This is a genomic window from Pseudomonas sp. xss_4 (assembly GCF_043104125.1).
In the GTDB taxonomy this organism is placed as follows: Bacteria; Pseudomonadota; Gammaproteobacteria; order Pseudomonadales; family Pseudomonadaceae; genus Aquipseudomonas; species Aquipseudomonas parafulva_B.
The window spans coordinates 57,136-77,611 of the sequence record NZ_JBICKJ010000063.1; the positions used below are offsets into that span (position 1 = coordinate 57,136).

Annotated in this window: 19 protein-coding genes and 1 pseudogene; 13 read left to right on the forward strand and 7 right to left on the reverse strand. The window is 60.2% G+C overall.

All coding sequences use genetic code 11. From position 1 onward, the window contains the following. The first annotated feature begins 333 nt into the window (after positions 1-333). From hxsD to ACF8GB_RS11435, 6 genes and pseudogenes are all read left to right on the forward strand, one after another. The gene (gene hxsD / locus ACF8GB_RS11410; protein ID WP_058639357.1) at positions 334-633 is read left to right on the forward strand and encodes a His-Xaa-Ser system protein HxsD; all 300 of its coding nucleotides are present in this window, start codon (positions 334-336) and stop codon (positions 631-633) included. After that, positions 630-2,117 carry a His-Xaa-Ser system radical SAM maturase HxsB gene (hxsB, locus tag ACF8GB_RS11415; RefSeq protein WP_326384077.1) on the forward strand — a complete coding sequence of 496 codons (1,488 nt, stop codon included), beginning with the start codon at positions 630-632 and terminating at the stop codon, positions 2,115-2,117. Before hxsD ends, hxsB begins: the two co-directional genes overlap by 4 nt. Further along, positions 2,117-3,352 (forward strand): His-Xaa-Ser system radical SAM maturase HxsC, encoded by a 1,236-nt coding sequence (gene hxsC, locus ACF8GB_RS11420; protein WP_058639359.1) that lies wholly within the window; start codon positions 2,117-2,119, stop codon positions 3,350-3,352. The genes hxsB and hxsC overlap by 1 nt, the downstream gene beginning before the upstream one ends. Beyond that, positions 3,349-3,957, forward strand: a complete 609-nt coding sequence (gene hxsA / locus ACF8GB_RS11425; RefSeq protein WP_058639360.1) for a His-Xaa-Ser repeat protein HxsA — start codon at positions 3,349-3,351, stop codon at positions 3,955-3,957. The genes hxsC and hxsA overlap by 4 nt, the downstream gene beginning before the upstream one ends. 51 nt (positions 3,958-4,008) lie before the next feature. Beyond that, positions 4,009-4,167, forward strand: a complete 159-nt coding sequence (locus ACF8GB_RS11430) for a hypothetical protein (protein WP_326384076.1) — start codon at positions 4,009-4,011, stop codon at positions 4,165-4,167. Between the two features lie 94 nt (positions 4,168-4,261). Next, positions 4,262-4,786, forward strand: a pseudogene (locus tag ACF8GB_RS11435) (LysR family substrate-binding domain-containing protein); the annotation flags it as partial. A gap of 108 nt (positions 4,787-4,894) precedes the next feature. On the opposite strand, the gene ACF8GB_RS11440 reads toward ACF8GB_RS11435, so the two are convergent. Together ACF8GB_RS11440 and ACF8GB_RS11445 are read right to left on the reverse strand one after the other, a co-directional pair. Then, on the reverse strand, positions 4,895-5,080 hold the full coding sequence (locus tag ACF8GB_RS11440) for a DUF1289 domain-containing protein (RefSeq protein WP_058639361.1): 186 nt from the start codon (positions 5,078-5,080) through the stop codon (positions 4,895-4,897). Between the two features lie 100 nt (positions 5,081-5,180). Then, the gene (locus ACF8GB_RS11445; protein WP_392527048.1) at positions 5,181-6,503 is read right to left on the reverse strand and encodes an APC family permease; all 1,323 of its coding nucleotides are present in this window, start codon (positions 6,501-6,503) and stop codon (positions 5,181-5,183) included. A 269-nt stretch (positions 6,504-6,772) separates the two neighbouring features. Between ACF8GB_RS11445 and cyoA the strand changes: the two genes are divergently transcribed. The 4 genes from cyoA to cyoD are packed head-to-tail and all read left to right on the forward strand — an operon-like array spanning position 6,773 to position 10,585. After that, entirely contained in the window at positions 6,773-7,654 is an 882-nt protein-coding gene (gene cyoA / locus ACF8GB_RS11450) for a ubiquinol oxidase subunit II (protein WP_194286107.1), read from the forward strand. A gap of 4 nt (positions 7,655-7,658) precedes the next feature. Beyond that, the gene (gene cyoB / locus ACF8GB_RS11455) at positions 7,659-9,632 is read left to right on the forward strand and encodes a cytochrome o ubiquinol oxidase subunit I (RefSeq protein WP_196126106.1); all 1,974 of its coding nucleotides are present in this window, start codon (positions 7,659-7,661) and stop codon (positions 9,630-9,632) included. A gap of 3 nt (positions 9,633-9,635) precedes the next feature. Further along, complete coding sequence (gene cyoC / locus ACF8GB_RS11460; protein WP_058639365.1) at positions 9,636-10,247, forward strand: cytochrome o ubiquinol oxidase subunit III; 612 nt, start codon at positions 9,636-9,638, stop codon at positions 10,245-10,247. After that, positions 10,244-10,585: a cytochrome o ubiquinol oxidase subunit IV gene (cyoD, locus tag ACF8GB_RS11465; protein ID WP_392527055.1), complete on the forward strand. Its 342-nt coding sequence runs from the start codon at positions 10,244-10,246 to the stop codon at positions 10,583-10,585. Before cyoC ends, cyoD begins: the two co-directional genes overlap by 4 nt. A gap of 50 nt (positions 10,586-10,635) precedes the next feature. On the opposite strand, the gene ACF8GB_RS11470 is transcribed toward cyoD, so the two are convergent. Together ACF8GB_RS11470 and ACF8GB_RS11475 are read right to left on the reverse strand one after the other, a co-directional pair. Continuing rightward, positions 10,636-11,868, reverse strand: coding sequence for an MFS transporter (locus ACF8GB_RS11470; RefSeq protein ID WP_392527049.1), 1,233 nt, complete (start codon positions 11,866-11,868; stop codon positions 10,636-10,638). Positions 11,869-11,938: 70 nt separating this feature from the next. Beyond that, positions 11,939-12,616, reverse strand: a complete 678-nt coding sequence (locus ACF8GB_RS11475) for an RraA family protein (protein WP_100851348.1) — start codon at positions 12,614-12,616, stop codon at positions 11,939-11,941. Positions 12,617-12,838: 222 nt separating this feature from the next. Here ACF8GB_RS11475 and ACF8GB_RS11480 point away from each other — a divergent pair, with 222 nt between their 5' ends. The 3 genes from ACF8GB_RS11480 to ACF8GB_RS11490 all read left to right on the forward strand — a co-directional run bounded on the left by ACF8GB_RS11480 (position 12,839) and on the right by ACF8GB_RS11490 (position 16,238). After that, positions 12,839-13,816 carry a hydroxyacid dehydrogenase gene (locus ACF8GB_RS11480; RefSeq protein ID WP_392527051.1) on the forward strand — a complete coding sequence of 326 codons (978 nt, stop codon included), beginning with the start codon at positions 12,839-12,841 and terminating at the stop codon, positions 13,814-13,816. Between the two features lie 73 nt (positions 13,817-13,889). Next, positions 13,890-15,218, forward strand: coding sequence for an MFS transporter (locus ACF8GB_RS11485; protein WP_145254598.1), 1,329 nt, complete (start codon positions 13,890-13,892; stop codon positions 15,216-15,218). 99 nt (positions 15,219-15,317) lie between these two features. Continuing rightward, positions 15,318-16,238 carry an amidohydrolase gene (locus ACF8GB_RS11490; protein ID WP_058639371.1) on the forward strand — a complete coding sequence of 307 codons (921 nt, stop codon included), beginning with the start codon at positions 15,318-15,320 and terminating at the stop codon, positions 16,236-16,238. Positions 16,239-16,331: 93 nt separating this feature from the next. On the opposite strand, the gene ACF8GB_RS11495 is transcribed toward ACF8GB_RS11490, so the two are convergent. The 3 genes from ACF8GB_RS11495 to ACF8GB_RS11505 all read right to left on the reverse strand — a co-directional run bounded on the left by ACF8GB_RS11495 (position 16,332) and on the right by ACF8GB_RS11505 (position 20,068). Further along, on the reverse strand, positions 16,332-16,490 hold the full coding sequence (locus ACF8GB_RS11495) for a hypothetical protein (protein WP_165919269.1): 159 nt from the start codon (positions 16,488-16,490) through the stop codon (positions 16,332-16,334). 17 nt (positions 16,491-16,507) lie between these two features. Continuing rightward, complete coding sequence (locus ACF8GB_RS11500) at positions 16,508-17,623, reverse strand: catalase family protein (protein ID WP_078478706.1); 1,116 nt, start codon at positions 17,621-17,623, stop codon at positions 16,508-16,510. A gap of 90 nt (positions 17,624-17,713) precedes the next feature. Beyond that, positions 17,714-20,068 (reverse strand): FdhF/YdeP family oxidoreductase, encoded by a 2,355-nt coding sequence (locus ACF8GB_RS11505; RefSeq protein ID WP_392527052.1) that lies wholly within the window; start codon positions 20,066-20,068, stop codon positions 17,714-17,716. Positions 20,069-20,476 lie beyond the last annotated feature (408 nt).

A 20,476-nucleotide genomic window follows, 5' to 3' on the forward strand; every position in this document is an offset into this window, starting at 1 on the left:
GCTGTTCGGCTGATCATTCCTGCCTTTCCACAAACCATGGAGCTCTATTTACTTCCAGTGGATTGCTACATTGGGGGGCATATTTGAGGGCATGCTATGAATGGTTTGAAAAGGATGCCCCCAGCCTGAGGCCAAGCAGGTTATAGATGGTGATGGGTGGACTGAGGGAGATATGAACCCGCGACCCTACCCCGTCTCAATGACCGAGCCGTAGTGAGCTCACCACCCGCCACACTGGACAAATGCGTGCAAATGTAAAAAATTATGATGGCATAATGCCTCTTCAGCCGGCAAAATCCACATGCTCCCAACAGATTTGAAGGACCGGTTCCGATGACATGGCCAGTCACGCTGAAACTCGACAGTGCAGCCTACCCGCTCAGCGTGGTGCAACGCGCCGCTTATTCCCTGGCCGACACTGTCACGATCCAGGTCGGTATTGAAGCCAATCAGATAAGCCTCACGGCCCACCCCGCTGAAGCAAGGCTAACGCTTTCCTCGGAGCAAGCTCACTCGTTGATCCTCCAGCATCTGAACGACTTCGCCCTACGCGACCATATCAACCGCGAAACAGCAGGGTTGCGCGAAGTCCTGGCCCGAGCCGCGCTCGCTGGATGTGGGATTTCTCAGTGACACTGATCGCGACAGACGCCAAGCACTACCGCTTGCTACCTTTTCGATTCATGCGCATGAACACGGGAAATGACCGTGACATCCTGCTCACCTCCGATACCGGTGAGTACATGCACGTGAACGACGCGCAATTACGAGCCCTCAGTCAGTTCCACGTTAAAGCAAATACACCTTTTTACAAGGACCTGCTGGCCCGCCACTTCATCTACGAACCAAGCCGCCACGACCCGTTCCCGGAAATGGCCGCGCAATATCGGAGCCGGAAGGACTTCCTCCTCCAGGGCCCTGCACTGCACTTGTTCGTGGTTACATTGCGCTGCAACCATACCTGCCAGTACTGCCAGGTATCGAGGGCCCCTCTGGGAGGATCCGGCCACGACCTGTCTGAAGCAGATGCACAGGCGGCGGTCGATCGCCTGTTCGAATCTAACGCTCCCGCTTTGACTGTGGAGTTCCAGGGTGGCGAGCCGCTTCTGGCCTTCGAGCGCGTCCGCCAGATTGTTGAATGGGTCGTTGAACGGAACGTGGTCGAACAAAGGGATATCCAGTTCGTCATCACCACCACGCTGCACCATCTGACGGACGAAATACTCGACTTCGCAGAACAAAACCGCATCCAGTTTTCGACCTCGCTCGATGGGCCGGCGCCTTTACACAATGCCAACCGCCCTACCCCGTCACGAGACTCCTACGAACGCACTGTAAAAGGTATCCAGTGGGTCCGTGAGCGCCTTGGCCATGATGCGGTTTCCGCGCTGACCACGCTGACTTCAAGAAGCCTCGAACAACCTGAAGCGATCATCGATGAGTATGTAAGTCAGGGCTTCTCCAGCGTCTCGCTTCGACCTCTGAGCCCTTATGGGTTTGCCACCAAGAGTGCACATCGACTTGATTACCCTATTGAACGATACCTGGCCTTCTACAAGAAGGCACTGGCCTATTTGCTGCATATCAACCAACAGGGTGTATATCTGTCAGAGAGTTATACGAGCCTGTTGCTGAAGAATATCCTGACACCCTTCTCCTCTGGCTATGTAGACCTGCGCTCCCCTGCTGGCGCAGGCACTGCGGCGCTGGTTTACAACTATGACGGTTATGTCTATCCCTCGGACGAAGCCCGAATGTTGCTGGAGATGGGTGAGGACGGCTTGAGGCTCGGCACCGTACAGCAACCCTTGTCTGAATTACTCGCATCGCCCGTCATGAATGCGTTGTTCGCCAGTGGCGTGGCAGAAGCGCTGCCGGGCTGCTCCGACTGCGCACTTGTCCCGTACTGTGGTGCTGACCCCGTCGAACACTATGCCCGCCAAGCTGACCCGATCGGACACCGAGTATTCAGTAGCTTCTGCAAGAAGAACATGGGACTGCTGAAGCATCTTTTCGGCCTGCTTTGCGATGGCGACGACAATGTGCATAGGGTGCTGCTGTCTTGGTTGAACAAGCGCTCTTACAACGATGTCCGGTTCCCGGGTTACAGGGGCTGATGGTGATGCTGCGTAAAGATACCCACTTTGAAATCCATCACCTGGATGAGCCGAAGCTACTCAAGGTCATCACTCTGGATGAGTTCATCGAACAAGGCCTGGCTGTTTGTGCCGGAAGCGCTGAGTTCGGTGACCTGCTGCTTTGGTTGCCAAACGAAGAACGGCTACGGAGCCCGCATCTGCTCTCATTACCAGTGGGTGGATTCCTGATCCCGGAGCCATTGATCGGCGACCTCGACAGCGCGCGGCCACATCTACACACCCCCAAAGATGCTGATGTCGTGCAGCCCGGCGATGTCATTGCCATCACACCAGGTAACACGTTGGTGCGAGTGCTCTATCGACGAGGCTCAGACAGCAACCTGCTGTTTATGACCGATCGTTGCAACAGCTTCTGTCTGATGTGCTCGCAGCCCCCCAAAGATATCGATGACCGTTGGCATGTCGAAGAGAACCTACGGCTGATCGACCTGATGGACTCGAGCGAGGAAAATCTGGGAATCAGCGGCGGAGAACCAACGCTTTATCGCGACGGCCTGCTGGAAATCCTGGCCAAGTGCAAAGCCGTTTTGCCTCAGAAATCCATTCATGTGCTCAGCAACGGCCGTCTGTTCCAAGACCCGAGCTGGATCGCGGCGCTCTCAGCCATCGGCCACCCTCAGTTGAGCTGGGGCATCCCGCTGTATGCCGACAATGCCGAAGACCATGACCATGTGGTACAGGCTCCAGGCGCGTTCAGCGAAACCTTGCAAGGTCTTTACAACCTGGCACGCGCCAACCAGATCATCGAGGTACGCGTGGTGCTCAATCGCCTGACCACACCACGCTTGCCCGAACTCGCTCACTACGTGTTCAGGAATCTGCCCTTCGTGCGGCATGTTGCGCTGATGGGTATCGAAAGTACAGGCCTGGCCAGGAAGCACTACGAAGAATTGTGGATTGACCCGCTAGACTATCAAGAGTCGTTGAGCCAGGCCGTTTATTTCCTGTTCAACCGCGGCGTGCCGGTTTCGATCTACAACCTACCCCTGTGCCTGATTCCGGCCGACCTCTCGCGTTTCGCCCGTCAGAGCATCTCGGACTGGAAAAACCTGTTCATTGATACTTGCCAGCAATGCGCTGCCGTCAACCATTGCTCTGGCTTCTTCAAATCCCACACCGACCGCTGGCAAAGCCGCGGCGTACAATTACTATCGACCGAGGCCTTTAGCGCCTATGCAAGGAGTGCACAGTGAAACTGCTCGACCGCTGGAAAGTCCTGATTAGTGGGATCAGCTTGCTGCCAATGGCAGGTACCACCCTGGCCCAGGCGGGCCATCTGTCGCTCGCCGATGCGAACTGGCAACCCAACGACAAGCTACAGCCCCCGGTATTTGCCGATACGCTCAATGCGCCAGATACCGTGAACATCTATGCAGCACATCGCTCGCACAGTTCACACCGGTCCCACAGTTCGCACAGTTCTCACTACAGCGGCTCGGGTGGCTATAGCGCACCGCGCTACTACAGCCCACCCGCTACCCATACCCGAAGCTACAGCGCGCCGAGTGCTTCGAGCAGCAACTCAAGCAGCAACAGCCTTTATCAGTCGTCTGGCACCACCAGCGGGACAAATTCGAGCACTTCAAAGCGCCGCGCGACCAATGAGCAGAAAAGCAACCTGGTCACCCGTGTGCAGACCGCGCTGATGGTGCGTCAGTATTACCAAGGCGCCGTTGATGGGGTGATGGGCAAAGCGACACGCGGTGCGCTGATGGCCTTTCAGATGGACAGTGGGCTGACCGTGAATGGTCGGATGGATACGCCCTCGCTGAATGCGTTGGGGATCAAGATTCCATAAGTCGCTTTGAGGCTAGAGCTAGCGTCCGTTCAGCAACGAAGGAATTATCCCATGCAGCGCATCACTCAAGTCGACAACACTGTCTGGGCATTGATCAGCCGCCCGCAAGGCAAGGAAATGCAAACACCGTCGCGTAGCGCCCGCTTCCGTGTCGCGACTGTTGATGCAAATCGCGTTGTGATTGAGACCGGATCGGAAGACTCGCAGTAGGCGCTGACTCGAGCAGCTTTCCAGCAAACGTTGGACTACCTCCCCGGTAACAATCATTTCGGCCAAGCACAAGCTGTGGAAATCAGCTCCAACCATTGTCTTCATGCGCAAGTTGCCGATCTCGGCGGAAAACGTCGAGTCACGCTTGTTGCTGGACGAAGAGATCGTGATGGCCCTGCCCGCCCACCACCCGAAGGCAAAGGGAGGGCACATCGACTTGAGGGACTTTGCCGGGGAAGATTTCGGATTTACCCCTGAAGCGCTGGGCACCGGCTATCCCAGCCAGCTGATCGCCTTGTGTGAAGCCGCCGGTTTTTACCCCAAGGTGGTGCAGGAGGCCGCGCAGATTCATACCTTGATGGGCCTGGTGGCCTGCGGTTTCGGCGTTGCTTTGGTGCCTGAGTCGATTGCCAATTCGATCATGCGCGACAAGGTCCTGTTCCGCCGTCTCTACCCCGTGACCGCCTCCCCCAACCCGGCCATCGGCCTGTACATGAGTTGGAACACCCACAACGAATCACCGTTGATGGACAGCTTCATTTCCATGCTCGACTTCAACGTCGCTCCTCAGGTCGAGGGGATGCTGGCCGCTCAGGTCAGTAAGAGCGCCAGCTGGTAATTCTGGAACCAAGCCGCAAGAGACTATCCGGTTGATATTCGCGGATAGGTCGTCCAGTGAATGGCATCTACCGACCGTTACCTGCTATCAGCCAACCCTGCACACCGCTCAACCCTTGCCTTTCTTCTTGATCTTCTTCAAGCGAGCAGCTGCTCTCTCGACCGTCGCCTTCTTCTCAGAGCGCTTCATGTTTCGCCAGCCTTTAATCTCCTCCTTGCTGCGCCCGCAGCCCGTGCACACTTCATGCTTGAGCTTGCAGCTCGACACGCAAGGGCTTTCAATCTCTTTGGCCATTGAAGAGTTCCTGATGATTGGCTGCACAAGTCTGCGCGAGGGCGCGGTTCGCCAGATAGCGGTTGGACATCCAAAGCTCGCACATGATCGCATGCTCCAGTCACTGCCCCGCATCCCCCTCGCTGACGGTACGACCAAAGCCCTTGCCCGCCAGCCAGTGCAACACCGCGCCCAATCCCAACAACGCCCCCGCCCTCAGCCAGTTCTCGAAGGGCTGCTGACCCAGTACCAGCAGGCACGACAGGATACCCAACACAGGCACCACCGGATGCACCGAGAAATGCTCGGCATCGACCTTGTCCTTCTTTAGCACCAACACCGCCACGTTCGTGCTCAAAAAAACGAACAACAGCAAAAGCACGACGGTTTCAGCCAGCACTTCCAGCGAGCCAGTAAAGGTCAGCACGATGGCCAGCAGCGTGGTCGCGGCTATCGCATAACCAGGGGTACCGCGGTTGGGTAGCACCTGGCCCAGCAGGCGCGGCAGCATGCCATCGCGGGCCATGCCCCAGGTCAGACGGCTGGCCATGATCATGGTCAACATGGCGCCGTTGGCCACCGCCACCAGGGCGATGATGGCGAATACGCCGTGGGGCAGCCCAAGTTCTGCGTTGTGCACGATGTCCATCAAGGGCGTCTTGGCGTCGATCAGTGCTTGCACTGGCATCACCAACGCAGCGCCGGCGCCGACAGCCAGGTAAACCAGCCCGGCCACCAGCAAGGCCGCGAACAGCGCGCGCGGGTACGTCCGGCGTACGTCCTTGATCTCCTCGGCCAGGTTGGCGGAAGTCTCGAACCCCACGTACGAGTAGAACGCCAGCAAGGCGCCGCCCAGTATCGCAGTTGCCGGGCCCTGATCACCGAAGTCCAACAAGCGGGCAGGCTCGGCCTGCCCTTGGCCGCTCAACACCGCCACCGCGATGATCACCAGCACCAGGCCGCTGAGTTCGATCAGGGTCATGACCAGATTGGCGCTTAGCGACTCCTTGATACCCCGGGCGTTGAGCATGGCCATCAGCACCAGAAACAGGGGCGCCAGCACCGCCGAAGGCCAGTCGATGAATACGCGCAGGTATTCCCCTGCAAACGCCAACGCCAGCCCGGCAGCACTGGTGATGCCTGCCGCCAACATGGCGAACCCCACCAAGAAAGCCAGCAAGGGCGAGCCGAACGCACGCCGTGCAAACACGGCCGCACCGCCGGCCCGGGGATATTTGCTGACCAGTTCGGCGTAGGACGCCGCCGTCAACAGGGCGAAGAACAGTGCCAGGGCCAGCGGGGCCCAGATGGCGCCACCGGCCCGGTCGGCGATGGCGCCTGCCAGCGCGTATACGCCAGCGCCCAATACGTCCCCGAGGATGAAGAACACCAGCAACGGTAGGGTGATCACGCGTTTGAGTGAGGCAGTTGCGTCACTGGCCATCATGGCGCTCCATTCGTCCGGGCAATGGCGCTGTGACTGAGTACCCGCGCGCAAGGTTCAGTGCCCTTGCCCAAATGGCGCGCCAACCCCACCGTCCCATGGACTTAAGTTCCCTGGCCTGCGCTGCCATTCGTCGACTAATCGAACATTGCAAAAAACCTTGCTAGCACGGGTTTCCTCTCACAGGTGATAGCCGAAACATCTGCCAACAAATATGGGACGCTCACATGGCCAGGGAACCGAAAACGGCAAGCCGACTGCTTTGGACAATGGCGCTGGGCACTGTGGCACTCCAGCTCTCGGGCTGCGACATGGTGTTATTCAACCCCAAGGGGCAGGTGGGGCTCGAGCAACGCAACCTGATCATCCTCGCCACCCTGCTCATGCTGATCGTGGTGATACCGGTGATGATCATGGCGCTGGTGTTTTCGGTGCGCTATCGGGCCTCGAACGAAAAGGCCCGCTATACCCCCGACTGGGGCCACTCGCGGCTGATCGAAGCGGTGGTATGGGGCGTACCACTGGCGATCATCATCGTGCTGGGCGTCGTCACCTGGCGCTCGACCCATGCGCTGGACCCGTACCGGCCGCTGGCATCCGATACCCCGGCGCTCAAGGTCCAGGTCATCGCCATGGACTGGAAGTGGCTGTTCGTCTATCCCGAACTTGGCATTGCTTCGGTCAACGAGATGGCGATGCCTGTGGACACGCCCGTCGACTTCAGGGTGACTTCCGACGGGGCCATCACCTCGTTCTTCATCCCAGCCCTGGGTGGCCAGATCTACGCCATGGCCGGGATGCAGACACGGCTGCACCTGATCGCCAACCACGCAGGCGACTACACGGGGATCGCCGCCAACTACAACGGGCCGGGGTTCTCGGACATGCACTTCAAGGCGCTGGCCCTCGACCCGGCAGGCTTTGAAGAGTGGGTCAAACGCACACGCGCTGCCGGGCGCCAGCTCGATGGGGCTGCCTACACGCAGTTGGCCAAGCCCAGTATTGCCCACCCGGTAGAACATTACGGCCAGGTCGAGCCGCACCTGTTCCAGTCGCTGATCGACAAGTACCAGGGCGTCAACCGCTCCCGCGAGGTCGAGCGCCGGCTTGGCGATTCCCAGGGCGAGAGCACCCAAGGCAGCAAGGAGTAAGACCATGTTCGGAAAACTGACCTGGGATGCCATTCCCCTCCACGAGCCGATCATCATGTACACGCTGGCCGTCGTCGGGCTGCTGGGCCTGGCGGTCGTGGGGGCCATTACCTACATGGGCAAATGGAAATACCTGTGGCAAGAATGGTTCACCACCGTGGACCACAAGCGCATCGGCGTGATGTACATCGTCGTCGCCTTGGTGATGCTGCTGCGCGGCTTCGCCGACGCGTTGATGATGCGCACCCAGCAGGCCATGGCCTCGGACGGCTCGCCCGGCTACCTGCCACCTGAGCACTACGACCAGATCTTCACCGCCCACGGGGTGATCATGATCTTCTTCATGGCCATGCCGTTCGTGGTCGGGCTGATGAACGTGGTGGTACCCCTGCAGATCGGCGCACGCGACGTGGCCTATCCATTCCTGAACGCCGTCAGCTTCTGGCTGTTCGTCTCCGGCGCTGTACTGGTGAACCTTTCGCTGGGCATTGGCGAATTTGCCCGCACAGGCTGGGTGGCCTATCCCCCGTTGTCGGGCATCGGGTACAGCCCCGGGGTGGGGGTGGACTACTACATCTGGGCGCTGCAGATATCCGGGGTCGGCACCCTGCTCACCGGGCTGAACTTTTTCGTCACCATCTTGAAGATGCGTACCACCGGCATGACGCTGTTTCGCATGCCAGTGTTCACCTGGACGGTATTGTGCACCTCGATCCTGATCCTGGCTGCCTTTCCCATCCTTACTGCCACCTTGTTCATGCTCACGCTCGATCGCTACTTGGGCATGCACTTCTTCACCAATGAACTGGGCGGCAACCCCATGATGTACGTGAACCTCATCTGGGCCTGGGGCCACCCCGAGGTGTACATCCTCATACTCCCAGCGTTCGGTATCTTCTCGGAGGTGGCCTCGACGTTCTCGCGCAAGAAGCTGTTCGGCTACTACTCCCTGGTGTGGGCGACCATCGTCATCACGGTGCTGTCGTTCATCGTCTGGGTGCACCACTTCTTCACCATGGGCGCCGGGCCCAACGTGAATGCGTTCTTCGGCATCATGACCATGATCATCGCCGTGCCCACCGGGGTGAAGATCTTTACCTGGTTGTTCACCATGTACCGGGGCCGAGTACGTTTCGAGACGCCGATGCTGTGGACGGTTGGCTTCATCGTCACCTTCAGCATCGGGGGCATGACCGGGGTCCTGCTGGCGGTGCCTGGGGCGGACTTCCTGTTGCACAACAGCCTGTTCCTCATTGCCCATTTCCACAACGTGATCATCGGCGGCGCGGTCTTCGGCTACCTCTGCGGCCTGACGTACTGGTTCCCCAAGGCCTTCGGTTTCAAGCTCTACGACCCCTTGGGGCGTGCTGCCTTCTGGTGCTGGTTGGCTGGATTTTACTTTGCCTTCATGCCGTCCTACTTCCTGGGGTTCATGGGCATGACCCGGCGCCTGAATCACTTCGACGTACCCGAGTGGCGGCCCTTGCTGCTGCTGGAAATGGTCGGGGTACTGATCATTCTGTGCGGCGTGGCCTGCCAGGTCATGCAACTGGTGGTGAGTATCCGCAAACGTCATGAGAACCGCGACACCACAGGCGACCCCTGGGACGGGCGTACGCTCGAATGGGCGACCGCTTCGCCGCCCCCGTTCTACAACTTCGCCGAACAACCGGTCGTGGGCGGCATCGACGCGTACTGGGGGATGAAGGAGAAAGGCGTGAAAACCCTGGCCGAGATGGATTTTCGCAAGATCCACATGCCTTGCAACACCAGCCTGGGCCTGGTGCTAGGCGTTCTGTCCACGGCGCTAGGCTTCGCGTTGATCTGGCACATCTGGTGGTTGGTCATCGCCAGTTCACTGGCAGTCATCGCCACCCTGATCGTGCGCAGTTACGACCCCGATACCGACTACTACATCCCGGCCGAAGAGGTCGAACGGATGGAAACCGAGCGGCGCCAACGGCTGGCGGAGGCCTGAATCATGTCCCATGTCGTGCACAACGAAACGGCTCGCGAGCAGGAGCATGGCCACGAAGACGCAGGCTCCCTGAGCCTGTTCGGCTTCTGGGTCTACCTGATGACCGACTGCATTCTGTTCGCCACCCTGTTCGCTACCTACGCGGTGCTGGGCCAGTCTGTGGCAGGTGGGCCCAGCGCGGCGGACATCTTCGAACTGCCCTATGTGCTGGTGGAGACGTTCCTGCTGCTGTTGAGCAGCATCACCTACGGCTATGCGATGCTCGCCAACCACCGTCGGGACAAGCGCTGGGTATTGCGCTGGCTGGGCGTCACGTTTCTCCTCGGCCTGGGCTTCATCGCCATGGAGATCAACGAATTCCATCAGCTGATCAGCGAGGGCGCAGGCCCTGAACGCAGCGCGTTTCTGACGGCGTTCTTCACGTTGGTGGGCACTCACGGCCTGCATGTGCTGGTGGGATTGATCTGGATGGCCCTGTTGATGATGCAGGTCCATCAACGCGGCCTGACCTGTGCCAATGCCACACGCTTGAGCTGCCTGAGCCTGTTCTGGCATTTCCTGGACATCGTGTGGGTATGCGTGTTTACCGTCGTCTACCTGTTCGGGGTGATCTGATGAATCGTCAAAGCCATGTGCCTAGCAGTGCCGGCGCTAGCCAGAGCAGCCACCGTTCCTACAACACTGGGTTCGTCCTGGCCGCCCTGCTCACCCTGCTCCCCTTCGGGCTGGCCATGTACCCCAGCCTGCCGCGTCACCTGACCTTCATCGCTGTGCTGGTGTGCGCCCTGGTCCAGATCGTGGTGCACATGGTGTTTTTCCTGCACCTGACCACAGCGCGAGAGCAGCGTTGGAACCTGGTCGCGCTGGTGTTCACGGGGGTGATCATCACGCTGTTGGTGGGGTTGTCGCTGTGGATCATGTACTACGTGCACTACAACATGCTCGGGTTATGACGTTCTTCCCATTCGGGCTGGCCTGCCAACAGCAGGCCAGCCCGGCGCGTTTATGCAGCCCGACGGTTGCGCCATGCACAAGTCCCCGCCACACCCAACAGCAACACTGCCCCGGCTGCACCCAAGGTAGCCGGGGCGCCAACCCGAGCAGCCAGCAGCCCGGCGGCCATTCCGCCCAGTGCCTCGAAGCCGAAGCGCATGGCGATGTAGAACGCAATGACACGTCCGCGCAAATGGCCTGGCGCTTGGCTCTGCAGCTGCATGTTGGTGCTCACGTTGCTCAGCGTGATGCCGAAACCCAGCACCACCAGGGCAAACAATGCCAGCTGCAACTGACCTGCCCAGCACAACCCCAGTAGTGCCAGGGCGCAAAGCCCTGCGCCCATTTCGATGAACTGGCGAAGGCGAGGCAAGGCTCCGCCCACCGCCAGCACCAGCGTGGCCACGAACGCGCCCGCGCCCGCCGCGCCCCAAAGCCAGCCCAGCACCCGTGCGTCACCGGCATACACACTCTTGGCCAGGATCGGCAGGAGCGCTGCATAGCAGGATGCCAGGAGGTTGACCATGATGACGTTGAACAGCAATTGCCTGACGCCTTGCTCGCGCCATAGATAAGCGAGGCCCTCACGGAACACCTGGGCGGTGGAACCTGTAGCCCGAGGGCTGGCTTTGGCTTGCACCTTCAGCAACCCAACGAGCAAGGCGGTGAAAGCAACGGCGGTCAAGGCAAAGCACGCCGCCTCCCCTGCCACGGCAATCAAGCCACCGGCCAATGGCGGGCCGACGAAGCGGGCCGCGTTGATGAGCATCGCGTTTAGCACCAGCGCATTGGGCAGGTCGGCCGGGTCATCCACGAAAGAAGCAATCAAGGCTTGGCGCAGTGGCGTTTCGACGGCGTTGAGCAAGCCCAGCAGCAACGCCATGGCGGCGATGAAAGGGCCATCTACCCAATGCGCCCAGGTGGCCAGCCCAAGCACGGCTGACTGCACCACCAGTATCGACTGGACGACGATCAGCAATCGGCGCTTGTCATGGCGATCGATCCAGGCGCCTGCCAGAGGGCCAATGACCAGTTGCGGGGCGAGGGAAAGGAAGGTGATCAGCCCCAGCAATACGGCTGAACCGGTCAGGTGATAGGCCAGCCAGGACAGCGCGACTTGCTGGACCCACTTGCCCAGGGTGGAAACACCCTGGCCTGCGAAGTAAACCTGGAAGTTGCGGTGGCCCAATGCGCGTACCGCAGAGGGCCAACGGGTACGAGGGGGCGGCGTCAGGTCTGACAAGTGAGCAAGTCCTCAGGTGAGAAGCCGCCGCCATTGAAGGATCTTGCTCGTACCACGTGCGGGTCGATCCTCAGCCTGGCAGCAGGCAGCCTTTCTTTTTCAAGGATTCCAGGACCCAGGTGCGGTCATTGGTACCTTGAGCGATATGTTCCATTTGCGCCGTTTCGGCAGCGTGCTTGGCCGTGGCGCGTTGGTAAACCTCTGCGACATGGGCATAGGGTACGCACAGCAAGCCGTCATCGTCACCGATGATCAGGTCCCCAGGTTCGATCACCATGCCATCGATGGCGATTGGCACATTGATCTCACCCGGTCCGTCCTTGTAAGGGCCGCGGTGGGAAACACCGGCAGCGAAAAGGGGGAAGTCACCGGCCTTGATGCTTCCGGCATCGCGGATTGCACCGTTGATGACGATGCCGGCTACACCACGCTTTACAGCGTACGCCACCATCATCTCGCCGATCAGTGCATTGGTCAGGTCGCCGCCAGCATCGACCACGATCACATCCCCTGGCTCGGCGATGTCGATGGCGTAGTGCAGCATCAGGTTGTCACCAGGGCGGGCCTTGACTGTCAGCGCCGCGCCGCACAGCACACCTTCCCGGTGCATGGGACGCAAACGCGCACCACCGGCCGTCATGCGATTCATCGAATCGCTGACGTTGGCCACCGGCACCTCACGGTAGCGCGATACCCATTCATCACCGATTTTGCGCGTGCGTTCAAGCACCTGGAAACCAATGCTCATGTGACCTTCCTCTCTTGGATTTATTGGGCGCGCCCCAGGTAAACCAGAACGCCATTTCAGAATGGCATTTCATTAAACGCATTTCAAGGATTTTAAATGACGCTAATTACGGAATTTAGTTGACGATAAAACTGTTGTTGCAACGTCGTTTCATTATGCTAGGTTATTGGTGAAAGCACTCAGTGCAGTCCTACCGTCTTGAACAAAAACAAGGTATCGACGATGTCCCGTACCCTTCTGCTGACAGGTCCGGCGCTGGCCGACCAAGCGATGCGCCTGGCCGAACAACACGCCATCCGCGTTATCCCCACCACGCCCTATCTGCCCGAGCAAGAGCTCGAAGCGATCATTCGCGCAGAGCAACCCGATGGCATCATCGTGCGCCAAGGCAGCCTAACCCGCGCCATGATCGACGCCTCCAGCGCATTGAAGGTGGTGGCCAAGCATGGGGTTGGCTACAACACCATCGACATCCAGGCCGCCGCCGACCGTGGTATTCCTGTCTCCATCGCCGTTGGGGCCAACGCCCAATCAGTGGCCGAGCACGCTTTTGCGTTGATATTCAGCGTCGCGCGCCAGACCGCCTTACTCGATGCGCGCATGCGCGAAGGCCACTGGGACAAGGCCACTGCCAACGGTATGGAATTGGCGGGCAAGACCCTGGGCTTGGTCGGCCTTGGCTCGATTGGCGCGATCCTGATGGACTTGGTGGCGCCGCTGCGCATGAAGGTCAAGGTTTACGACCCTTACCTACGGCAACTGCCCGTGCGTGACCACCTCGAGCGCGAAGAGGATTTCGATCGCTTGCTGGCCGATAGCGATATCATCAGCCTGCATTGCCCGCTCACGGACACCAACCGCAACCTCATCGGCGCCCAGCAACTTGAGCGCATGCGTCCCGGCGCCATCTTGATCAATACCGCACGTGGCGAGCTGGTCGATACCGATGCACTGGTGCATGCGTTGAGCGAACGGCGTATCGGGGGTGCCGGCCTGGACACCTTCCACCCCGAACCGCCTCCGGCCGACAGTCCGCTGTGGGGCCTGCCAACCCTGGTCGCCACACCTCACATCGGGGCCAACACCAGCGAAGCCCGGGACCGCGTAGGCCTGGTTGCCCTGCAGCAAGTCCTCGATGCCTGGGACGGCAAGGCGCTGGACCCGCGCTGTGTGGTGAACCGTCACCTGATCGATAACTGATTGCACCTGCGCCGGCTGGTCCGGCGGCACGGACCACTGCGTAACTCCAGAAAAAAAACAATTGGAGAGCACCATGAAACCAGCCTCAACCCCGCCCAGCGAGCTCGAACGCGCCACCATGCGCCGTGTTGCCTGGCGCCTACTGCCCTTTCTGATCATCTGCTACCTGATCGCGATCATCGATCGCGGCAACATCGGCATGGCATCGTTGCAAATGAACCAGGACCTGGAGTTGTCAGCCAAGGTCTTCGGTTTCGCCAGCAGCTTGTTCTTCTTCGCCTACTTTCTGGTGGAAGTACCCAGCAACCTGGCCATGCAGCGCTACGGTGCGCGCATCTGGATCGCGCGCATCATGATCACCTGGGGGCTCATCTCCGCCGGTACCGCCTTCGTGCAAGGCGCCAACTCGCTGTATGTGATGCGCTTTCTGCTGGGCGCAGCCGAGGCCGGGTTCTTCCCTGGGGTGTTGCTCTACCTCACCTACTGGCTGCCGTCGGCGTATCGCGCGCGCATGGTGGCGCTGTTCATGGTCGCCATTCCCGCCGCCAACTTCATCGGCTCGCCAATTTCGGGGCTGCTCTTGAGCCTGGACGGCTGGTTGGGCATGCGCGGCTGGCATTGGCTGTTCATCCTCGAGGGCATCCCGGCGGTGCTGCTGGGTATCGCCTGTCTGTTCGTACTCACCGATCGGCCTGAACAGGCCAAATGGCTGAACGACGAGCAACGCGGCTGGCTCACCGGGCGGCTGGCCGAGGAACGAGCGCGGAAGACCACCATCGGTCATATCTCGCTGTGGAAGCTGCTGCGCCACAAGGACATCTGGGTGCTTGCGCTGATCTACTCGGGCGCCTCGGCGGCCGGCAGCACCATGAGCGTCTGGGCGCCACAACTGCTCAAGACGTTCGGCCTGAGTTCCATGGAGATCGGGCTGGTGAACGCTATTCCGTACGGCGTTGCCTCGATCCTGATGGTCATTTGGGGTCGCAGCTCCGACCGCACCGGTGAACGTCGCTGGCACACCGCGATGACCATGTTGCTGATTGCGGCCGGCCTGCTGATGACCCTGTTCACCTCGTCGCTGCCGGCCACGGTGGTGATGCTGACCATGGTGCTGGTGGGGGCCTACTCCATGAAAGGCCCGTTCTGGGCACTGGTGTCGGGCTGGTTGTCCTCCTCCACTGCAGCGGCTGGGCTGGCTGCGGTCGGCGCCATGGCCAACCTGATCGGAGGTGGCTTGATGGTCAACGTGTACGGCGCCATCCATGACGCCACGGGCAGCTATGCCCTGGCGCTGATGCCACTTGCGGCGCTGTGCACGCTGGCCGGGGTCATGGTGTTGGTCATTGGCCGCAAGCGTCAGGTGGAACAGGCGCAGGCCGCAGGAACGTTGGCTACCAAGTAGAAGCCGCTTGGCGTTCGATTGGCGTCCATGGCACGCACGACGTGCCGTGGAGCCGGTGAAACCGGTGCCAAGTCAAAACACAACAAAATAGAGGCTGTAATGGCTTTATCACGTCGAAGATTTCTTCAGGCGACCGGTAGCCTGAGTGTCCTGGGTGCAATGGGCGCTGCGGCCAGCGTCCCGTACAGTCAGGGTGAAGACCGTCCGCGTCTGGTCCCGCCTTCCGGCAGCGTGGACTGCCACATGCACCTTTACGACAGCCGCGTCCCAGCGGCACCGGGTGCTACCTTGTTGCCGCCGGACGCGTCTTTGGACGACTACCGCCAATTGCAACGCCGACTGGGCCTGCGCCGCATGGTCATCGTCACGCCTTCGACCTACGGTACGGACAACCGTGTGATGCTCGAGGGACTGGCCCGCAGCGGTACAGATGCACGGGGCATAGCCGTCGTCGCCAGCACCGTCAGCGATGAGGAGCTTGCTCGCTTGCACGGGGCAGGCGTGCGGGGCATTCGCTTCAACCTCAGCACCGGTGGGCAAGCGCTCGACGGCATCGAGCTGCTCGCGGCGCGGGTGAATGAGTTGGGCTGGCACGTACAACTGGCCACAGGCCCGCTACTGGCCGATATCGCTCCACGGCTGGCTGCGCTGCCTGGCAAGGTAGTCATTGATCACATGGGGCACGTACCACAACCCGAGGGTGTTCTGTCGCCTGCCTTCAAGGCGCTGGATGGGCTCATGCAACAAGGTCGCACCTGGGTCAAACTTTCTGGTCCCTACCTGCGTTCCAAAACGGGCGCTCCCCATTTTGAGGACGTGGGCCTGGTGGCACGCAGGTTGATCTCACACTACCCTCAACGCCTGCTATGGGGCAGTGATTGGCCGCACCCCACCCAGTCCCTGCAGAACAAGCCTGATGATGCCGCATTACTGGATACCTTGCTTGACTGGGCACCGGATGACCAGGTTCGGCAGCTGATCCTGCGGGATAACCCCGTGGACCTGTACGGCTTCGCCTAGCGCTCGCGCTTAGCCTCGCACGACCCGGATCGCCTACACATCGATGCTCTACACACTGGCGCCGCCGCTGCTCAAGCGACGGCGCCAGTGAACTCAGAGCGATTCGCCGTCGTCCTCGATATCCATCTCAGCCTCAGCTGCCTCCGTAGCATCCGCGTCATTGAGCGCAGGGGAAGTGGGTTTCAACGGATCGTTGATATACGGCACATCGCTTGGGCCTTTCTCTTCAGTGCCCGCGGTTTCTGGTTGCATGGCGTACTCTCCTCGACTTACAGGCTCGGCCCTTTGAAACCGGGCTCATGGATTGGGCAACCATTGTGCTGCCCACGAAAATTTGCCGACATTTCATAGGCCGGCTTGCGCACCCGCATCACGCCGCCCAACGGCCTGTGCGCCGCCAAGCCGTGCCAAGGGCTGAACGCCATGCCGTCGTCGATACGGCGCACATTCTCTTCGCTCCACGCGGCTTGAGGCTTGACCTCCAAGGTGGCCACGCTCACATAAGGGCTAAGCGCTTCGGGCCACTGCTTGGATGCATCTTCGATCGGCATCTGATCTAGATCGGTGGCCAACTGCACCCGGAGTTCCCAGACGCCACCCTGGCTTGCAAAAAACGCCTCCACCGCGTGGCGCAGCCCGTCTGTGTCATCTTTGAGGTCCACGACCTGATCGGTCAGCGCAGTCAAGGCCGTCGACACGGGCACTACCGCAAGTTTTGCGTAGTAAGGGCCATAGAGCACAGGTACGACGGTGCTGAAGCTTTCGCCAAGAATGTGGGTTTGAGGATGCCCGCCAAGGCTTTTGAGGGTGCCGCTCTCGCCGCCAAACGCTTCGACCACCTTTTCTGCACCGCGCAGCACCGCGGACAATGCCTTTTTGGTACCCGGAGCTTTGTCAGTGGTCTTGGCGAGCAACTTCAACGTCTTGAGAAACGCCTTGGGGTCTGGCGCGGTAAAGGCTTTGGCATTCTGCATGACAAAGTCCTGGGTGACTTGCCCTTCACTGCCTGGCAACCGCGGGCCTTGCACGCCTACGATTTTGAGCGCCAGCCCCCGTGGGGTGGAAACCTTGTCGTCGAGGATGTCACCTGGGTTGGTGGAAAACCGCAGGTAGGCATCGAACTCACCGGGTGTGGCGAAGGCTCCCTGAGCGAGCTGCGCAGGCAGCCCCGGCGCCACCTTCAGTGTGCCGCGCAATAATCCATGTGCTTTGGCATGAACGCCCCGATTGGCGTGACCATTGTCATTGAAGGTGATCTCCATGATCTGACGCAGCGTATCCTGCAACGCCTGGCTGGTCTGTGCCTCATCCTCGGGAATCTGCTCAAAACCGGGCTCGAAAGGCAATGGCACTACCATCGCGGAGTCATCGGGCAGCTTGTTCATTACGGCGCTCCTGTCGTCTCGGGACGAACAATGGAATGGATTATCAACGTATAGCCTGCAAGGCCCTGCATGGCCCAACCTTCAAAGCGCTCAATTGATCTGATCGTGCGCCGGCACTGCCTTGCTCAGGTCATCAGCGGACGGCTCCACCTTGCGCAGCGTAACCGGCACGCATTTGGCGGCGGGCACCTTGCTTCGTTCAGCGTGATGCCACAGCGGGATCAGGGGATTGCACTCGGGGTAGTAAGCGCCGGCGCAGCCCTCCGGAATGTCATAGGCGATGATCTGCAAAGGACCCACTTCTCGCACCACCTTTGGCTCGACAGCGGTGCGTAGCAGCACCCAATCGCCTGCAGCCAAGCCCAACCGAACCACATCACTGCGATTGAGGAACACGACGCTGCGGGTACCTTTTACGCCGCGGAAACGGTCGTCATAGCCATAGACGGTGGTGTTGAACTGATCATTGCTGCGCAGCGTCATCAATTGCAGTACATCGTGCGCCGAGACAGCGGGCTGCAAATCGTCGTCCTCATCAAGGCGCTGGGGAGCCACGAACTGGGCTTTGCCAGACGCGGTCTGCCACTCCCGCTTGGCCGCGGGCAAGGGCCTATGGAAGCCGCTGTGCTCCCACATGCGCGCCTCCATGTCGTGAAATATCTCGGGGTAGACCTGGCTAATCGCTTTGCGAATCAAAGCATAGTCGTGTCGCCAAGCATCCCAGTCGATGGTAGTTCGCTGCCCCAAGGTCGCTTCAGCCAACCCGGCAATGATCGCCACTTCGGAGCGCAGTTGCTCGCTGGCCGGCTCGTTGCGGCCCTGCCAGGCGCGGATGCAGCCGGTACTGTCCTCGGTGGTATAGACCTGCTCCACCCCCTCCTGACGATCCGCTTCGATGTGCCCCAGGCAGGGCAATAACCAGCCATGTCGACCTGGGAATAGATGCGTGCGATTGAGCTTGGTGGCCACCTGGACGTTCAGCGTCAGCGTCTGCCAGGCCGCTTCCATGCGCTGGGTGTCGGGGATCGCCCGCAGGAAATTACCACCCAGGCCGATGAAGGCCTTGACCTTGCCCTCAACCAGCGCCTGGCAGCAGTCCACCGTGGCCATGCCTTTGTTCGGCGGGACCTGCACGCCAAACAGCGCTTGCAGTTTTTCAGCCGGAACCTTACCCGGGTCTTCCGTGATACCGACCGTGCGCTGGCCCTGCACATTCGAGTGTCCGCGCACTGGACAGATGCCTGCGCCAGGCTTGCCAATGTTGCCGCGCAACAGCAACAGGTTGACCAGCATCTGCACGTTGTCGACACCGCGTCGGTGCTGGGTCATGCCCATGCCGTAGACGATCATGACCTTGCTGCTGCGGGCATAGACGGTGGCTGCAGCTTCCATGGCAGCGCGCCCGAGACCGGACTGACGTTCCAGGGTCGCCCACTGATGGCCCTGAACTTCCTCTCGCAGCGCATCCAACCCATCGGTGTGCGCCTGGATGAACGCATGGTCCAGAACGGCCGGCTTGCCCTGCTCATTTGCGTGTTGCTCCATCGCGAGCAGGGCCTTGATAATCCCCATCACTGCAGCCAGATCGCCCCCGACCCTGACCTGGTGATATTGAGTGCTGATCACGGTCGAGTCAGGCCCCAGCATCTCACTGGGAGACTGTGGATTGACGAAGCGCTCGAGCCCCCTCTCACGCAGTGGGTTGAAGGTGATGATGGGCACATCGCGCTTGCGCGCTTCCTGCAACGGGTGAAGCATTCGCGGGCTGTTGCTGCCCACGTTCTGGCCAAAGAAGAAAATGCAGTCGGTGTGTTCGAAGTCTTCCAGCGTGACGGTGCCGACGGGTACGCCGATACTCTCCTGCAGCCCGACCGATGTACTCTCATGGCACATGTTCGAGCTGTCCGGGAGGTTGTTGGTGCCATAGGCACGGGCGAGCAGCTGGTACATGAACGAGGCTTCCAACGACGCCCTGCCCGAGGCGTAGAACACCGCTTCGTCAGGCGTCAGGGCTTGCAGCTGTTGGCCGATTTGCTGATATGCCTCTGCCCAGGTGGTGACCTGGTAGCGATCGCTGGTCGGGTCGTAGCGCATGGGATGGGTCAACCGGCCTTGCTGCTCCAAGGCGTAATCGGTCCATGTGCGCAGCGCTGACAGGGTATGGGTGGCGAAGAATTCCGGGCCGGTGCGGTGGCGGGTGAGTTCCCAGGCAGTGGCCTTGGCGCCGTTCTCGCAAAATTCCAGCGCGTGTGGGTTGCCAGGCTTGGCCCAGGCACAGCTGACGCAGGCGAAGCCGTTGGGTTTGTTCTGTCTGACCAGTGCCATGGGTGCCGTGGTGAAGGCTTGTTCACGCCAGAGTATGCTCATGACAGAACGCGCCGACCCCCAACCGCCTGCTGCATCTTGGTAGGGCTTGTATCGCGCTTGAGGGTGGATAAGCGACATGGCCGCCTCGCTGTAGTTATGTCTGCATATTTCGAGGCGGAGTGGGAGATGGAAGTTCAAGCGTGCATGGTGTCTGCTGGCTAAGCGGCGGGGGGCGGGAGGCGGGAGGCGGGAGGCGGGAGGCGGGAGGCGGATGGGAGCTTATTACAGGGGTCCGCCGCAGGTTGGCCCTTTCTATGAGATCTACCCAATAAATGCCGGGGGCCGCTGTACGGCCCATCGCGACACAAGACCGCTCCTACATTAGGAATGAGGCTATCTGCAAGCAATGTGCAATGTAGCGTTAGCAACTTAGACACGCTTAGAATTTATTCTTCTCAGATTAGTGCCGTTGCCGTTGCTGTTGCTGTTGCTGTTGCTGTTGCTGTTGCTGTTGCTGTTGCTGTTGCTGTTGCTGTTGCTGTTGCT

Coding starts and splice junctions, on each gene's coding strand:
- hxsD (WP_058639357.1), top strand. CDS start 334: ATGACATGGCCAGTCACGCTGAAACTCGACAGTGCAGCCTACCCGCTC.
- hxsC (WP_058639359.1), top strand. CDS start 2,117: ATGGTGATGCTGCGTAAAGATACCCACTTTGAAATCCATCACCTGGAT.
- ACF8GB_RS11430 (WP_326384076.1), top strand. CDS start 4,009: ATGCAGCGCATCACTCAAGTCGACAACACTGTCTGGGCATTGATCAGC.
- ACF8GB_RS11440 (WP_058639361.1), bottom strand. CDS start 5,080: ATGGCCAAAGAGATTGAAAGCCCTTGCGTGTCGAGCTGCAAGCTCAAG.
- ACF8GB_RS11445 (WP_392527048.1), bottom strand. CDS start 6,503: ATGGCCAGTGACGCAACTGCCTCACTCAAACGCGTGATCACCCTACCG.
- cyoA (WP_194286107.1), top strand. CDS start 6,773: ATGGCGCTGGGCACTGTGGCACTCCAGCTCTCGGGCTGCGACATGGTG.
- cyoB (WP_196126106.1), top strand. CDS start 7,659: ATGTTCGGAAAACTGACCTGGGATGCCATTCCCCTCCACGAGCCGATC.
- cyoC (WP_058639365.1), top strand. CDS start 9,636: ATGTCCCATGTCGTGCACAACGAAACGGCTCGCGAGCAGGAGCATGGC.
- ACF8GB_RS11475 (WP_100851348.1), bottom strand. CDS start 12,616: ATGAGCATTGGTTTCCAGGTGCTTGAACGCACGCGCAAAATCGGTGAT.
- ACF8GB_RS11480 (WP_392527051.1), top strand. CDS start 12,839: ATGTCCCGTACCCTTCTGCTGACAGGTCCGGCGCTGGCCGACCAAGCG.
- ACF8GB_RS11485 (WP_145254598.1), top strand. CDS start 13,890: ATGAAACCAGCCTCAACCCCGCCCAGCGAGCTCGAACGCGCCACCATG.
- ACF8GB_RS11490 (WP_058639371.1), top strand. CDS start 15,318: ATGGCTTTATCACGTCGAAGATTTCTTCAGGCGACCGGTAGCCTGAGT.
- ACF8GB_RS11495 (WP_165919269.1), bottom strand. CDS start 16,490: ATGCAACCAGAAACCGCGGGCACTGAAGAGAAAGGCCCAAGCGATGTG.
- ACF8GB_RS11500 (WP_078478706.1), bottom strand. CDS start 17,623: ATGAACAAGCTGCCCGATGACTCCGCGATGGTAGTGCCATTGCCTTTC.
- ACF8GB_RS11505 (WP_392527052.1), bottom strand. CDS start 20,068: ATGTCGCTTATCCACCCTCAAGCGCGATACAAGCCCTACCAAGATGCA.